The following is a 14,929-nucleotide window of genomic DNA, read 5'->3' on the forward strand; positions in this document are numbered from 1 at the left end:
CTTATTTATCGACAACCGCAATTGGTAGATGTTTAATATCAGAAAGCGTCTTGATTGACGAGCCTTCAAAATCAGGCTCCTCTTGATAGCTCTCGATAACGCCTTGAGTGTTCAATGTCCAATTGGCGGCATTACTCAAAGTACTGATGGTTTGCTCAGTTGCTTTTTTTAAGGCATCGCCGAATTGCGGCACATCCATTAATGCATCACCTGCCGCGACAATAGGCGTATTAAGGACCACAAAAGCTTTGTCCAAAACGCCTTTATCAGGGTTTTTCCATGCTTCTATTTCTTCACGCACTTGCGCTTCATAGGCGACATGATCCATGACTTTTTTGTCTGTTTTTTATTCTCTGTAACTTTATTTTCAATGTCTTTATTCATAGTCATAGAACATCCTTTGTTATTACTTCATTTATCAGCGTGTCTCTCACTATCCTACAGCAGACAACATTAGAGAGTAGGCCTGTTGTGTTGTCAGAGACACCATTCTTGTAGAGCTTTATGAAGTACGTAAAGGATCCTATGATTTTTAAAAAACTGGTTAGCGCCCCTTATTCAGAAGCAGCAAGGACAATTTTTCCGAATGCATCGCCCTTTTGTAGCTCATGGTGCGCGGCTACCACTTCTGATAAAGGATAGATTTTTTGGATTTTTAAGGTTAATTGACCATCAGCGACTTGCTGTAAAACACGCGCCATATCATCACCACTACGCTGCGCTTTATACCCTGATACTTCTAAGCTTTTTTGCTCGCCTGCTTCTTTGAGTTTATCGACCCAAATGGTTGGCAACACATTCACGCGCGCGCCCGATTTGAGCACACTCAGGGCGCGCACGCCAGCATCATCGCCAACTAAGTCAAGTAGTACGTCGGCTTGCAAGTCAGGGAACGCTTCGTCTTTGGTATAATCAATCCAGCCTGCCAGCTTGTCAGTATCGATAAGCTCACCGAGCTTGGCATATTTTTCTGGTGAGCAAATAACTGTGACCTTAATATCATCACGGCTTACTTTGTCCATTAATAGCTGTATTAATAAGTGACCGACGCCGCCTGCTGGTGCATTGATTACGACATGCTCACCCTCTTTGATATCTGCAAATTCCACAAACTGTAGCGCTGTTTGCCCAATGCACGGCAATGCCCCTGCCTGCTCTAATGTCACATTCTCTGGCACTTTGGCAAGCATTTTGGTGTCTACCGCCACGTACTGCGCATAGCAACCACCAGTAAAGGTCAAGGCGGCAACGCGATCTCCAATAGCGAACTCATCGCTGCTGCTATCAACCACTGTACCTGATACGTCAAACCCTAAAATAGCAGGCTGGTTATTGTCGAATTTTTGTTTTTGTATATTTTCTGCGCCCCACCCTTTGCCTTGGCGGGTTTTATAATCGACAGGGTTGATACCGGCATAGGCGACTTTGACCAATACCTGATCGTCCTGTAATTCAGGGATGTCGACACCATCCTGATATATCATTACTTCTGGTTCACCGAATTCACGTATCAGGGCAGCGTGCTGGGTATTGGGGAGTTGAGGTTGTTGGTTATTGTCGTTAGTAGATGGCGTTGCCATAGTGATATATCCTTATATTTTGTTTATTAGTTAGTGCTTACTATTTATTTCAAGTTAGATGACTATTTCATAAGGGGCGATTTTAGTCGATAGTATTTTTGCTAAAAAGATGTTTTAGTCTCGATAGATTATCAAGGCAGTGCATCCGAGCACATCACCACCAAGTATTAAGAAAGTATTAGGGCAGCATCAGCTTTGCACTAATCGGCAAATGATCCGACAATGATGACCACGGCTTTCCACCATGTACCCATGCGTCTTTGACAACCAAATTACGCAGATAGATACGATCTAAACTGAGCACTGGCAGTTTTGCGGGGAATGTCGGTAGCAATTTGCCATGACAATGTCTAAATGCTTCTATCATACCAAGCTCAGTTGCCAGTTTGTCGCAAGACATCTTTTTCCAATCGTTAAAATCGCCTGCCAAGATGAGCGGTTGATCAGGTGCAATCTCATTTCTTACATAATCGCTGATAGCCTGATACTGCTTAATACGGTCACGCTCAAACAGATTTAGATGCGCGCACAGTACAACAACTGGTCTGTCCCAACCGATAGGCTGCACTTCACAATGCAGGACGCCGCGCTGCTCTAGCCTATTGACGGTAATATTGACATTGTGCTTTGGGTCTAATGGGAACCGGCTTAATACGGCATTGCCGTGATGACCATTCTCGTATTCTGAGTTTTTGCCATAGCTATTTTCTAAATCCAAAAATTCGCCAAACCATTCATGCTGAGACTGATTGGGATATTCGTTATATTGCATATTGCGTTTAAGGTTTTGCCCTTGCACCTCTTGCAAACATAAGATGTCGGAGCCCACCGCTTCTAACGCTTGAGCAATACCTTGCATTTTCACCTGACGGTTTAGTGGTGACATGCCTTTATGAATGTTGTAGCTGGTTAAAACAAAAGAGGTGGTAGTCATAATTTGATTAATTGTACGCTCAATATTTATGGAGTAAAAATCAATAGCTCAGCTACGATAACACCCAGAGTGATAGTAATGAAAGAAATAAAAAGAGCACTGGCTCATATCGAACCAATGCTCTCATATTACACCTATCCATTATTAATGGCTAATTCATAAATGAATATCGCACGTAGGTGTCATTGTTAGATCATCGTTAAATTAGTAACGAGTAACTAACGCGATTGGTTGATCTTCACCCATGATATCTTGTGGCATAAATACAGCTTTACCACCATTATGGATGACATGCTCGATGATTTCACCGATCGCATCATCAGTCACGCCTTCTGCGCTAGCGTCGCTTACAAGGCTTAGAGTTTGCGCTTTTTCATCAATTTTGGCAGATTGGATATAGCCACGACGTACGTAAAGGGTCTCGCCGGCGCCTTGGAATGCACTACGGTATACTTCCTGCAGATCAGTTTGCAGCATATTTGCACCGCGGGCTTTATCGATTTCGCCCAAAGCAGCATGATGTAATGATGTACGGTATTCTTCTACCGCTTCTTGTACACTATCAACGATATGCTGAGCGCTGCCATCTTCTAAATTAGTAACATTTGACACGGTAGCAATGATGTTGTCTGGACGGTCGCAGACTTCTTTATAGTAACCGATGTTTTTGGCGTCACCAACGATCACGAGTGGCATTTTGTGCTCACCCCATAGCTCTTGTACGCTTTTATCGACTTGATTAAAGTATTCTTTTAAGTGGCTGCTTTCATTATTTGATGAGCGATCTGACCCACCGTCACCTGTGGTATATAGCCCGTTATTTTCAACAGGAAACTGGATATTTTCCATGTTATTTTGTATGTCGTCATCTTTATCAAACTCTCTAATGACGCGATCATTTGATGCTTCAATCAGACGAGAATTATCGCGGGTTAGGACAACCGTATAGTAATGTACCGCACTGGCCATATCACGCACCAAATCACGAGTGGCAAAGCTGTCTGATATGACAACGCGCTCGGTCGTATCGATTGGCATACGGACGATTTGCACATCATCTGTACTAGCAAATATCGCTAAAGTATCGAGATTATAGTTATGATTTAATTCTTTGGTCTTTGCATGAATATTATCTAAAATAGTCGTCGCTGTACTCTTATCATATTCTTTATTTAGGCGGTCTTCGACAACTTTCAACTGATTTTTTAGAGCGATAGGATCTTGCTCGTTCGCCGGATGTGCTCGGTGGGTCTTAACAAAGATACTTACCGCTGGATTGGCTTTGGTTTCACGTAAGCTTTTAAGAGTCGCTTTCATATATTGCTCCTTGTTTTATTATCATTTACTTTCGATTTTATACATTCTTTTATGAGTACAATGTCAGGGCATCTTGCCTTATTTATTATTAATAGCAGCTCTAATCATTGTCGGTAAACAACGAATTATACTGTCAATTCATCAATATTTTTTATCCATTGTCTATCTGTACGCCTGATCGGCGTACAATTTTTAAATTCCTTTATATTGATGCTAACAGCTACCCTAAGCTCGCTATAGGGTTAATTTGCAAGCAAATGATAGCCCTTTGTAAGTAGAGCACTCTGTATTGTTAAAGATTTCTACTATAGTCAGTCCTAAATAAAACAGATACATTATATATCTAGGTGGAACTGGTCTAAATTTTCCTTGCGTGCTGTGCCTACGCAGACAGAGGCTGCGAAAAACTTATCCCAGTCCCACTGTATCGTTTTTATACTGAATTCACTATATCTCAACTTACTATATTATTTATTATTTGTCGTTTCCTTTGAGCATTCACTTTTAGTTTAAGCATTCACTCTTAGTTTATAAGTACTCAGGTTGTATTTTGACTAAATGAACCCATCTTTTATATAACTAAATATAAATTTTAAATGGCGCGAGTCGTAGTACATCGCAAAGTTAGCTCGTATCAAGCGCGATTTAAAAGCTACGTTTGCCTAATCTTTCTTTCATAATAATCATTAATATCGGATACCTTTATGTCTCTTCCTTCTTCAGATTTGCGCCTTGTTGATTTTACCAATGCTGCGCCAAGTACATTACAAACCCAAGTCATCAATGCTATCGACGATGCCAATAGTTTCTTAGATAACTTGACGGCGGGGGCTGACAATAGTACTGGCATTGCAAAATTAAGCGCTGAGCAAGCACTGGCAGATGTGATGCAGTTTGATCATATCAATCTAGCGCTGGATCGTAGCTGGGGAATCTTGTCTCATCTCAATGGCGTGATGAGTAACGATGAGATTCGTCATGTCCACCACGAGCTACTGCCCAAGTTATCGGCTTACGGGACGCGGGTTGGTCAACATCAGCCACTTTTTACCCGCTATCAAACGATCGTCGATGATACCGAGTTTTTTGCGGCACTTGAGCCGGCACGTGCGCGGGCGATCGAGCTGGCACTACGTAGCTTTGAGTTATCAGGGGTGGCATTACCTAAGACTGAGCAAGATAAATTTGCTGCTATTCAAAGTGAGCTATCTACCTTATCTGCGACATTCTCAGATCGTATCTTGGATGCAACCCAAGCCTTTGCATTGCCTCTACAACCAAATCAGCTAAAAGGCTTAACAGAGAGCGGTTTGGCGCTATTGGCAGATGCAGGTGAACAGTTCAAGACTCGTGAGCTTGCTAATGGCACCCTGAGTCAAACAGATATAGACGCGCTTCCGACGCCTTATTATGTCGCAAGCTTGAACATTCCTATATATCTAGCGGTTATGACCCACGCTGATGACCGCAGCTTACGGGAAACGCTGTATCGCGCTTATGTCACGCGCGCCTCTGAATTTGATACGCATACCAATGCTAAAGGTGAGTCATTAAATAATGCTGACATCATGAGCCAAATTCTCACCTTACGTGAACAAAAGGCCAAGTTATTAGGCTTTGATAATTATGCTGAAGTATCCCTATCGACTAAGATGGCAGACAGTGTCTCAGAGGTAGAAACGTTCCTGCGTGACTTGGCCACTCAAGCGACCCCAGCCGCGCAGAAAGATTTAGCAAAGTTACAGAGGTATGCGCAGGATTATGGCATTGATGAATTGCAACCTTGGGATAGCGCCTACATCGCTGAGAAAGTAAAACAAAGTGAATTTAGCTTGTCACAAGAAGAGATTCGTCCGTACTTTCCATTGCCAAAAGTGACGAGCGGTTTGTTTGCCATTGTCGAACGTCTATATGGTATTACAGTACAAGAGCAAAGCTATGAGGGTGCAGATGATCATTCTGTATCACGCTGGCACGATGACGTACGTTTTTACCAACTGTTTGATGCTGATGATCAATTGATTGGCGGATTTTATTTTGATTTGTTTGCTCGTAGCGGCAAGCGCGGCGGTGCTTGGATGAGTGGTTTTCAATCTCGTTACAGTTACGAGGAACAAAACCATCAGCAGCTACCTGTTTGCTTCATGGTTGGCAATTTTACGCCCGCACTTGATGGCAAGCCAAGCTTATTGACCCATGATGAGGTGCTGACCTTATTCCACGAATTTGGTCACGGCTTACATCATTTGTTAACTCAAGTGACCGTTGGTGATGTCGCGGGTGTCAATGGCGTCGAATGGGATGCCGTCGAGCTTCCTAGTCAGTTTATGGAAAACTGGGCTTGGGATGCTGAAGGCATTGCCCTTATTAGCAGTCATGTCGACACTGGCGAGCCACTGCCTAAAGACAAACTTGATGCACTATTGGCTGTCAAAAACTTCCAAAGCGGCCTACAAACGCTGCGCCAGATTGAGTTTGCGCTGTTTGATTTGCTGATTCATGCCCATACACCAGCACTTAATTATGAGGGTATCTTAGCGACTTTAAATGCCGTGCGTAGCGATATCGCTATCATGCAAACACCTGACTATAACCGCTTTGCCAATGGCTTCAGCCATATATTCGCAGGTGGCTATGCTGCAGGTTATTACTCGTATAAATGGGCTGAGCTGCTCTCGGCAGATGCGTTTAGTAAGTTTGAAGAAGAGGGCATTTTTAACCCAGCAACAGGTAAAGCTTTTCGTGAGTCGATCCTGTCTGTTGGAGGTAGTTTTCCAGCCAAAACCAATTTCGAAAACTTCCGTGGCCGTAGTGCGAACATAGATGCCTTGCTACGCCATAACGGTTTCACTGATGCAAAGAATACTGATGCTGCAAATGCTCAAACAACACGCGAGGCTATCTAAATGCGCTATCAGTCATCAAGCCCTAAACGTCGATTTTTAGCAGGAGTGCGCTGTCCAAAATGCCAGGAGATGGACGCTGTGGTACAGATAAATATTGTTACGCCAACGCCAGATGAATACATCGAATGCACAAAATGCGGACATTCGGAACATCGCCCTGACCCTGATGCCATCAGCGCCAAAAACCATCTTGAGGATCAGCTTGCTCGCGATGCCATGACAACAGGCACCAGTGGTACAGTCAAGTTCAAACCCTAGTTATCCAGTGTTGTTTCTAGACTACCACCTAAGCAACTCACTATTTCATACTGACTTAAGCCTATCTATCAATAGATAGGCTTTTTATTTTGAGTTTGCTATAGTAGGTCTACTTATATTCTTGACACAAATCGATCATAATATGAACCGTAAAAAAATGCGCCCTTTATCGACCAAGCCTTCTAGGGCAACATCTGCGACAGCTGGCCGACGAGTTTGGATTATCCTTATTTTTGCGGTGATACTCATTGCTGTTGGTTACTTACTTTGGGTAAAACCCGAGCCAGAAGTGGTTTCACCTATCATTCAATCAACTACGATGAATAAGCAAACCGAGGCTGCTCAAGCGGCTTCGACTCCACACATCATAACTGATGAGCCTGACACTGTACTCACTGACAGCAGTTTCACTGATGAAAGCGCCAGTGCAGACGACAATAAGGGTGTTGAAACGCGAAACCCTAAAGCTATCTTAAATGCACCGCTGCCAAAGACGGACAGCTTAGCCAAAGAAGAAATTGATCGTTTAGAAGATGAACGTAAACGCTTAGCTGAACAAGAAAAGTTGGCTGCTGAGCAATTGGCAATGAATAAACAGCTAACCGATATGAAAGCAGAACAAATCGCTCTACTTGAACAGCAAATAGCACAATTAGAAGCGGATAGCTCTACTAGTACAGAGACACAATAAACGTAGGATTTTCACAAAGAGGTCTATAATGGCGATTCTGCAACTTACGCATGCCTCTATTTTAAATAGCAATGCACAGCTGCTTGTTTTACCTGTCAATAACGCTGGTGTCATTCTAGACCCTGTGCTCACGCGAGCCAAAACATTGTTTCCTGATAACTATCATCATTATCATAGCGTGTGCCGTGATGGCAGTCTGAGTGTTGGCAGCTGCTTACTGTATAAGCGCACACGTGAGCAATCTGGTCTTGGCATCAGTAGTAACGGCAATCAACCAAGTTATATCGCCAACCTTGCTGTATCAAACCACCCATACCATCCTGCGCGGTCGCGTTGGCTCATCGCGGCTTTGATTGACCTACAGCAGAAATTAATTCCGCTCATACGCTATCAGGGTATCCGTAGGGTTGCGCTACTCGCTCGTCCGCTTATCTCCGATAATCCTCGCGATCCTATATCTAATAAAAATGGGAGTATAAATTCGCTACCTCTAGATTGGCAGACTGATACGTTGCCATTATTGACCACGTATTTACAAGACCTACCAAAACTGCGTATCGATATACATATGCCCAAAAGCATTGATTTATAAATGGCTCTCTAGCCAGTCATCACTTTTTTGCGCCCATAAAAAAACCGCCTTGGGCACTCATAAGAGCATCCCAAGGCGGTTTTTATGAATCAAACTACATCAAATACTGAGCCTTAGTTCTGCTCAACACCTTTCATCGTCAGTTTGATACGGCCGCGGTTATCAACGTCTTGCACAAGCACTTTAACGACCTGACCTTCTTTCAGATAATCAGATACATTTTCTACGCGCTCTTCTGCGATTTGTGAGATGTGCACTAGGCCATCAGTGTTTGGTAATAGGTTAACAAACGCACCAAAGTCGACGATACGAGCAACCGTACCTTCATAAGTTTTGCCAACTTCAACTTCAGCAGTTATTGCTTCGATTTTACCGATAGCGGCTTTAGTCGCTGCTTTGTTTTCACCAAAGATACGAATCGTACCAGCGTCATCGATATCGATAACCGCACCAGTCTCTTCGGTTAGCTGACGGATAGTTGCGCCGCCTTTACCGATAACGTCACGAATTTTGTCTGGGTTGATTTCGATAACGGCATAGTTTGGTGCATGAGCGTTGATTTCAGTACGGCTCTCAGGCAATACTTGGTTCATTGCGTCCAAGATATGGATACGACCAGCGTGGGCTTGCTTAAGCGCTTGCTCCATGATGTCAGGGGTAATACCTTCAATCTTGATATCCATCTGTAGTGCAGTGATACCGTTTTTAGAACCGGCTACTTTAAAGTCCATATCACCTAGATGATCTTCGTCACCTAAGATATCTGACAAGACAGCAAAACGCTCGCCTTCTTTAACCAGACCCATCGCGATACCAGCAACTGGTGCTTTTAATGGTACGCCTGCATCCATCAACGCCAAGCTTGCACCGCAAACAGACGCCATAGAAGATGAACCGTTTGATTCAGTGATTTCTGATACCACACGGATGACGTATGGGAAGCGTTCGCTATCTGGAAGCATCGCTTGTACACCGCGGCGTGCAAGGCGACCATGGCCGATTTCACGACGCTTTGGCGCGCCTTCACGACCCGTCTCACCTACTGAAAAGTGTGGGAAGTTGTAATGCAGCATGAAATGGTCGCGAATCGTGCCACCTAGTGAGTCAATCATATTGACATCACGGGTGTTACCAAGCGTGGTTGTCACCAATGCTTGCGTCTCACCGCGGGTAAACAGTGCTGAACCATGTGTATATGGTAGAACACCCACTTGTACGTCAAGTGCACGAACCGTCTCAAGATCACGACCATCAATACGCGGCTTACCTGACAAGATATTGTCACGCACGGTGCGGTATTTTTGTTCTTCATAGATGTCTTTGAGCTCAGACACTTTGTCACTGTAGTCGTCCGCTTCAGCATCACCTGCTAGGCTCTCAATGATGGCTTGCTTAATCTCATCAAGGGCCGCGTAACGCTCTTGCTTTTCAGTGATGGTGTAGGCTTCAGCGATTTTGTCGCCGAACTGTTCTTTTACCGCAGACTCTAGCTCAGCATTGGCAGCAGGCGCGGTGAATTCTTGCTTTTGTGTGCCCACTTCTTCAGCAAGGGCAACGATGTTGTCGATGACGATTTGTTGCTGCTCGTGACCGTACAAGACTGCGCCTAACATTTGGTCTTCTGACAGCTCTGCTGCTTCTGATTCAACCATCAATACTGCTGATTTGGTGCCCGCAACCACAAGGTCAAGGTCACTGGTTTCTAGCTGCTCAAGCGTTGGGTTTAGCACGTATTCGCCATCGATAAAGCCAACGCGTGCGCCAGCGATAGGACCGTTAAACGGCGCATCTGAGATTGCCAATGCCGCTGATGCACCAATCATCGCGGCGATGTCTGCGTGCTGCGTCTTGTCTGATGACACGACGGTGGCAGTAATTTGAATCTCGTTTACATAACCTTCAGGAAATAACGGACGAATCGGACGGTCGATTAAGCGAGAGGTCAGCGTTTCAAACTCGCTCGCACGGCCTTCACGTTTGCCGTAAGCACCTGGGATTTTACCCGCAGCGTACATTTTTTCTTGATAGTTTACGGTCAATGGAAAGAAGTTTTGACCTTCTTTGGCTTCTGATTTTACGACTGCTGCGACAAGTACGGTCACGCCACCCATATGTACTAATACAGAGTTTGCTTGACGGGCAATTCGGCCTGTCTCGATAACGACCTGCTGATCGCCGTACTGAAATTCACGCTTAATGGTATTAAACATTGTCATATAATCTTCCTAATGTTGACTGACAAAAGTGATATCAGCTTTGAAAAACCTGATATCTGTCATTAAAATTCTGTGTATATGGTCATTAACTGACAATCTCTCTATTAGAAATCATCTCAATCAATGCCAATAACTTTACCTAATTATTTCATATATCTTTTCGTGCTAGACATCGTACTATTATGTATATTTGGTCGTTCAATTTTGGCTTTACTATAAATACTATCAAACAGACATTAAGTCAAAAGACTTCGGCGCTAAAGACCGTCCAGGCTATGTCTACGCTCTCAAGAATCAGCTATTTACGCAGTAAGCTAAGAGACAAGTACTTTATCAGTAGTCGCTATATATTCAGTAGATATACTATCGAACTCACAAGGCATTATTTTACAGTGATTTATAGCCATTGACCAATTAATTGCAGAACAGAGCCGTTATCGATAGAAAATACTGATTTTAACGCCCAATCAGCATCATTATCATTATTTTTGGTAGCTGATGTTTGTCGACATTGATGTGTTTTAGACAAATGGTGCTATCTAAACATAGCTTTCAAAATGAATAAGCATAAAAAAACGGCGTGAAACTATTCCACACCGTTTTTAGAAAAATCTATTTTATCGATAACAACAAACAAGTTCCAAGCGGTTAGCAAAAATTTTAAGATTCTGCCATATAATGGCGTCCTTTGTTTTACCACCCACTCGTATTATTGTCGTTAGATTAGCGACGTAGACCTAACTGACTGATAAGAGTGGTGTAGCGACCAAGATCTTTACCTTTTAGGTAATCAAGCAATTTGCGACGCGTGTTAACCATACGGATAAGACCGCGACGGCTATGATGGTCAGCTTTATGTTCTTTGAAATGATTCTGCAAATCGTTGATACGAGCGCTCAACAAAGCTACTTGAACTTCTGGGGAGCCAGTGTCGTTTTCGCCACGTTGGTATTGAGCGATGATTTGTTCACGATCGGTATTAGTTAGCATAAATATCTCCGGCAATGCTAAAAACTTTAAAAACGGACTACAATTTGAGTCAGATTAAAAGCAGTAGAATAGTAAATAAAATAACTTGCGCGCCATTCAGGACAACCCTGCATTACTAGAGTTGACCTAGTGTACGACAAATTCAGTTAAAGATAACGACCATTTAACACGTTTGAACGTATGCATTATATTTATCAACGTCAACACCTAGTTAAGGTGTGGATCTAACTAACATACATTATTCAAAACCTGATTTAAATGTGAGGGCAATTATAACAAAAAACTGCTGAACTATCAGCAGTTTTTCATAAAACTTGTAAATTTAGATCTGGCCTTAATGGGAGGACAGTTTATCAACAGATGACAATGTTTGCTTATTTGTTAATATCATCTTGTGTTGCATTGCCACCTAGCTCGTCATCGTCAAGTGGTGACGCTGTGGTGGCTTCTGCCAAACTATCAGGAGTAGCATCCTCACCAGGATCAATGTCTTCTGATAATTGCTGAATTTTTTTTTCTTGCGCATCCATATTATCTGTTGAGTTACTCATGTTAGCTCCTACATTATTATTTTTCAAAATATCTATTTTACAGTTACCAATACTAAGATAATTATTGCTACTAAGCTAAAGCCAAATGCAGCTGTACCATTCTAGGCTGAATGACACACAAAGATACTATTTGTCTTCTTTAGCATCTTTTACATTACTAGCAATGCGGTCTGCTGCTGCTTCGCTGTTTTCAGTATGGTTGTCTTCAGTTTGACTCTTAAGAGCGGCCGTTGCCGATTCAGCACGTTGTTGCTCAAGTTCAGTATCATTTGGGTTAGAGTTAGACATAATATTTTCCTTAATTGTAATTATATCTTTAATTGTAATTATAAATAGTTGAGAATTTTTAATTTTTCATCTTTCAATAAATAAAGCAAAATTTAAGACAATGCTTTGTCGATAGCATCGACAAAATTACTGATATCATCTGGATTACGTGAAGTAATTAAATTGCCATCGACTTGTACAGTCTTATCGACGTACGTCGCACCAGCATTTTCTAGATCGGTTTGCAGCGTATGATAGGCGGTTAGTGTTTTGCCTTTAGCAATGCCCGTGTTGATAAGTGCCCAAGGTGCATGACAAATCACAGCTAATGGTTTACCTGCGTCGTTAATGGCATTGATAACCTTATGAGCGTCTTTGTTACCACGAATAGTATCAGCGTTCACTGTACCACCTGGCAATACCAATGCATCATAATCGGAAACATTTGCATCTTTTACGAAGATATCAGCAGTAAAGGTATCACCTTTATTTACATCCTGCTGCATGGCTTGGACTTCTTTAGCATCGTTCGTAGTGATCAGTAGCGTCTTATAACCTTTGTTTTTTAGCTGGTTATTCACATCTTCATATTCTGCTTGCTCGAAGTTATTGTGTAGTAAAAAAGCGATCGTTTTCATAATATTTCCTTTTGTATTTAGCATTGAGTTTGTATTAATTCATTTGTTTTAATATTTTTATCATTCATTAATGTTATACATCGTTAATAGTCTTCCCTTGACTGGTTTTATACTTATTAGAAAATGTCCTTGGTTATAATTCTATTTTTTGGTTATTATTGTCGTCCATTTTCATTTTATGCAGCTGTCCTTAACTGGTATATACACTGTATAAAAAAAACAGGTTTCACCATAGGCGAAACCTGCAATAAAATGTGACGGTATGTGATTAGTGTAAACCATTAGTAAAGCAGACAAAAACCGTTGCCTACTGATCAGCATTTATTAATACAGCCTCAACGTTGGATAAGCTTTTTGGGCTGTAAGCGTCCATTGAGGCTAATGGCGCCCAATCCAAGAAATGCTCCTTGCTCATTTAGCAAGCGTATATCAACAGCTAACTCGTGCTGTAAAGGCTGCGAGATGTCCATGCTGTCTTCAGTACCGATATCAGAACCAGCAATATTGGTTTCTGCTTCACTGGCATGGGATATTTGATGAGCAGCATTGCTTGCAACATAATCTCTAAGCTTACCTATCAAGCTATCGGATACGTTTAAGCGCTGTCCCATATGTACGCGCGCGCACTGTTCTTCGGTCAGTACCAACTCAGCATCGATATCAATACACGCATCGACAGGCAATAACTGAGAGTGTCGGCTATCTAAGTCTTTGTCTTCTAAAGCCGATAGTGCAATAGAATCATCAATACTAAAATTACCGACTTGCGTGCGACGCAATGCCGTTAAATGTCCAAGCGTTCCTAGCTTTTTTGCAATATCCTCTGCTAATACGCGTACGTAAGTCCCTTTGGTACAAGTGACTGTCAAACAAATCTGTATATCATCAATCGCATGCAGCTCAATCGCCTTAATAATGATATCTCTCGGTGGCCTATCAATTTCAATACCAGCGCGGGCATACTCATACAGTTTTTTGCCATCTTTTTTTAATGCTGAATACATCGGTGGTATCTGCTGCTGAGGGCCCAGAAATTGCTGTGCGATAGTAGCCAATGAAACATCATCAAATGTTGGAATAGATGATTGTGCCACCACTTGACCGTCTGCATCACCCGTATCGGTTTGACTACCAAGCAAAATCGTTGCTTGATAAGACTTGTCAGCATCCAGTTGATAATGACTAAACTTGGTCGCTTCGCCTAGGCAAATCGGCAATAAACCAGTTGCCATCGGATCAAGCGTACCAGTATGACCAGCCTTTTTGCTATCGTGTATCGGTGACTTAAACAAATACTTCACTTTCGACACAACTTGCTGTGAAGTCATACCTTTGGGTTTGTCCACCAAGATAACCCCTGAAACTTTTATTTTTTCAGGTGCTTTGCTGGCTTTTTTATCAGGTTGCTTAGACGTTATAGACATAATAATAACTTACTCGTCATTCTCGTTTTGCTCAGTTTTGTTGACGGCTTTATTAATCAAGTCCATCATGTAGTTACCACGAGCAGTCACTTCATCATAGTGAAAGCGTAGGCGCGGCGTAGTACGTGTTTTTAGGCTATGGCTCAGCTCAGTACGCAAAAACCCTGCTGCTTTATTTAATACTTTGACGCTTTCTTCGTGATTGGTCTTAGTCATGGCATCATTGAGCTCAGGCTCCATGATAGTGACATAGATATCTGCATAGCCTAAATCTGGGCTCACTTTGACACTGGAAATTGTGACAAAGCCTGTTAGACGAGGATCATTGACTTCATCACGAATAAGAACAGCAAGCTCACGCTGGATCTGATCGGATAAGCGTTGTAGACGTTGGTTCATGTTGTTACCTTACTTTAATGGGCTTATTGTTATTAATATATAGAACTGTTTGCTAAAAAATGTAGTAATGATATTTGCTAAAAAAGGCCTAGCAGGGTGTACCTGATAGGCCTAAGTACCGCTGAATATCGACAGAGTATCTAGCATGCTCAGCACATTTGGCATA

At 42.4% G+C, this 14,929-nt stretch carries 15 protein-coding genes; 4 read left to right on the forward strand and 11 right to left on the reverse strand.

The window, feature by feature from the left end; translation table 11 throughout:
* Position 1: 1 nt before the first annotated feature.
* The 4 genes from HL061_RS08010 to HL061_RS08025 form a co-directional block, all read right to left on the reverse strand.
* Positions 2 to 328 carry a hypothetical protein gene (locus tag HL061_RS08010; RefSeq protein ID WP_071002592.1) on the reverse strand — a complete coding sequence of 109 codons (327 nt, stop codon included), beginning with the start codon at positions 326 to 328 and terminating at the stop codon, positions 2 to 4.
* Between the two features lie 226 nt (positions 329 to 554).
* On the reverse strand, positions 555 to 1,580 hold the full coding sequence (locus HL061_RS08015) for an NADP-dependent oxidoreductase (protein ID WP_071002593.1): 1,026 nt from the start codon (positions 1,578 to 1,580) through the stop codon (positions 555 to 557).
* Positions 1,581 to 1,758: 178 nt separating this feature from the next.
* Positions 1,759 to 2,514 (reverse strand): endonuclease/exonuclease/phosphatase family protein, encoded by a 756-nt coding sequence (locus HL061_RS08020; RefSeq protein ID WP_071002594.1) that lies wholly within the window; start codon positions 2,512 to 2,514, stop codon positions 1,759 to 1,761.
* A 204-nt stretch (positions 2,515 to 2,718) separates the two neighbouring features.
* Positions 2,719 to 3,831 (reverse strand): hypothetical protein, encoded by a 1,113-nt coding sequence (locus HL061_RS08025; RefSeq protein WP_058023597.1) that lies wholly within the window; start codon positions 3,829 to 3,831, stop codon positions 2,719 to 2,721.
* Between the two features lie 704 nt (positions 3,832 to 4,535).
* On the opposite strand from HL061_RS08025, the gene HL061_RS08030 reads away from it, so the two are divergent.
* The 4 genes from HL061_RS08030 to HL061_RS08045 all read left to right on the forward strand — a co-directional run bounded on the left by HL061_RS08030 (position 4,536) and on the right by HL061_RS08045 (position 8,278).
* Positions 4,536 to 6,737 (forward strand): M3 family metallopeptidase, encoded by a 2,202-nt coding sequence (locus HL061_RS08030; protein WP_071002595.1) that lies wholly within the window; start codon positions 4,536 to 4,538, stop codon positions 6,735 to 6,737.
* Positions 6,738 to 6,995, forward strand: coding sequence for a YheV family putative metal-binding protein (locus HL061_RS08035; RefSeq protein ID WP_071002596.1), 258 nt, complete (start codon positions 6,738 to 6,740; stop codon positions 6,993 to 6,995).
* A 142-nt stretch (positions 6,996 to 7,137) separates the two neighbouring features.
* A complete protein-coding gene (locus HL061_RS08040) occupies positions 7,138 to 7,686 on the forward strand; it encodes a hypothetical protein (RefSeq protein ID WP_071002597.1) in 549 nt (182 codons plus the stop codon).
* Positions 7,687 to 7,714: 28 nt separating this feature from the next.
* Complete coding sequence (locus HL061_RS08045) at positions 7,715 to 8,278, forward strand: hypothetical protein (protein ID WP_071002598.1); 564 nt, start codon at positions 7,715 to 7,717, stop codon at positions 8,276 to 8,278.
* Positions 8,279 to 8,391: 113 nt separating this feature from the next.
* Here HL061_RS08045 and pnp read toward each other — a convergent pair whose 3' ends face one another.
* From pnp to HL061_RS08080, 7 genes are all read right to left on the reverse strand, one after another.
* The gene (gene pnp / locus HL061_RS08050; RefSeq protein WP_071002599.1) at positions 8,392 to 10,494 is read right to left on the reverse strand and encodes a polyribonucleotide nucleotidyltransferase; all 2,103 of its coding nucleotides are present in this window, start codon (positions 10,492 to 10,494) and stop codon (positions 8,392 to 8,394) included.
* Between the two features lie 723 nt (positions 10,495 to 11,217).
* Positions 11,218 to 11,484, reverse strand: a complete 267-nt coding sequence (gene rpsO / locus HL061_RS08055) for a 30S ribosomal protein S15 (RefSeq protein WP_058023603.1) — start codon at positions 11,482 to 11,484, stop codon at positions 11,218 to 11,220.
* 374 nt (positions 11,485 to 11,858) lie between these two features.
* On the reverse strand, positions 11,859 to 12,035 hold the full coding sequence (locus HL061_RS08060; protein ID WP_167669387.1) for a hypothetical protein: 177 nt from the start codon (positions 12,033 to 12,035) through the stop codon (positions 11,859 to 11,861).
* Between the two features lie 126 nt (positions 12,036 to 12,161).
* Complete coding sequence (locus HL061_RS08065) at positions 12,162 to 12,323, reverse strand: hypothetical protein (protein WP_156770984.1); 162 nt, start codon at positions 12,321 to 12,323, stop codon at positions 12,162 to 12,164.
* Positions 12,324 to 12,415: 92 nt separating this feature from the next.
* Complete coding sequence (locus tag HL061_RS08070; RefSeq protein WP_071002600.1) at positions 12,416 to 12,940, reverse strand: type 1 glutamine amidotransferase domain-containing protein; 525 nt, start codon at positions 12,938 to 12,940, stop codon at positions 12,416 to 12,418.
* Between the two features lie 335 nt (positions 12,941 to 13,275).
* Positions 13,276 to 14,364 (reverse strand): tRNA pseudouridine(55) synthase TruB, encoded by a 1,089-nt coding sequence (truB, locus tag HL061_RS08075; RefSeq protein ID WP_071002601.1) that lies wholly within the window; start codon positions 14,362 to 14,364, stop codon positions 13,276 to 13,278.
* A 9-nt stretch (positions 14,365 to 14,373) separates the two neighbouring features.
* Positions 14,374 to 14,763: a ribosome-binding factor A gene (locus HL061_RS08080; RefSeq protein ID WP_071002602.1), complete on the reverse strand. Its 390-nt coding sequence runs from the start codon at positions 14,761 to 14,763 to the stop codon at positions 14,374 to 14,376.
* Between the last annotated feature and the right edge of the window lie 166 nt (positions 14,764 to 14,929).

The sequence above is a fragment of the Psychrobacter sp. PSP genome, from assembly GCF_024085615.1.
In the GTDB taxonomy this organism is placed as follows: Bacteria; Pseudomonadota; Gammaproteobacteria; order Pseudomonadales; family Moraxellaceae; genus Psychrobacter; species Psychrobacter pacificensis.

What these genes read in the sequence shown, in the direction of transcription:
- HL061_RS08065 (WP_156770984.1), bottom strand. Translation starts at nt 12,323, where the DNA reads ATGTCTAACTCTAACCCAAATGATACTGAACTTGAGCAACAACGTGCT.
- HL061_RS08060 (WP_167669387.1), bottom strand. Translation starts at nt 12,035, where the DNA reads ATGAGTAACTCAACAGATAATATGGATGCGCAAGAAAAAAAAATTCAG.
- rpsO (WP_058023603.1), bottom strand. Translation starts at nt 11,484, where the DNA reads ATGCTAACTAATACCGATCGTGAACAAATCATCGCTCAATACCAACGT.
- HL061_RS08030 (WP_071002595.1), top strand. Translation starts at nt 4,536, where the DNA reads ATGTCTCTTCCTTCTTCAGATTTGCGCCTTGTTGATTTTACCAATGCT.
- HL061_RS08015 (WP_071002593.1), bottom strand. Translation starts at nt 1,580, where the DNA reads ATGGCAACGCCATCTACTAACGACAATAACCAACAACCTCAACTCCCC.
- HL061_RS08020 (WP_071002594.1), bottom strand. Translation starts at nt 2,514, where the DNA reads ATGACTACCACCTCTTTTGTTTTAACCAGCTACAACATTCATAAAGGC.
- truB (WP_071002601.1), bottom strand. Translation starts at nt 14,364, where the DNA reads ATGTCTATAACGTCTAAGCAACCTGATAAAAAAGCCAGCAAAGCACCT.
- HL061_RS08045 (WP_071002598.1), top strand. Translation starts at nt 7,715, where the DNA reads ATGGCGATTCTGCAACTTACGCATGCCTCTATTTTAAATAGCAATGCA.
- HL061_RS08070 (WP_071002600.1), bottom strand. Translation starts at nt 12,940, where the DNA reads ATGAAAACGATCGCTTTTTTACTACACAATAACTTCGAGCAAGCAGAA.
- HL061_RS08010 (WP_071002592.1), bottom strand. Translation starts at nt 328, where the DNA reads ATGGATCATGTCGCCTATGAAGCGCAAGTGCGTGAAGAAATAGAAGCA.
- HL061_RS08035 (WP_071002596.1), top strand. Translation starts at nt 6,738, where the DNA reads ATGCGCTATCAGTCATCAAGCCCTAAACGTCGATTTTTAGCAGGAGTG.
- pnp (WP_071002599.1), bottom strand. Translation starts at nt 10,494, where the DNA reads ATGACAATGTTTAATACCATTAAGCGTGAATTTCAGTACGGCGATCAG.
- HL061_RS08040 (WP_071002597.1), top strand. Translation starts at nt 7,138, where the DNA reads ATGAACCGTAAAAAAATGCGCCCTTTATCGACCAAGCCTTCTAGGGCA.
- HL061_RS08080 (WP_071002602.1), bottom strand. Translation starts at nt 14,763, where the DNA reads ATGAACCAACGTCTACAACGCTTATCCGATCAGATCCAGCGTGAGCTT.
- HL061_RS08025 (WP_058023597.1), bottom strand. Translation starts at nt 3,831, where the DNA reads ATGAAAGCGACTCTTAAAAGCTTACGTGAAACCAAAGCCAATCCAGCG.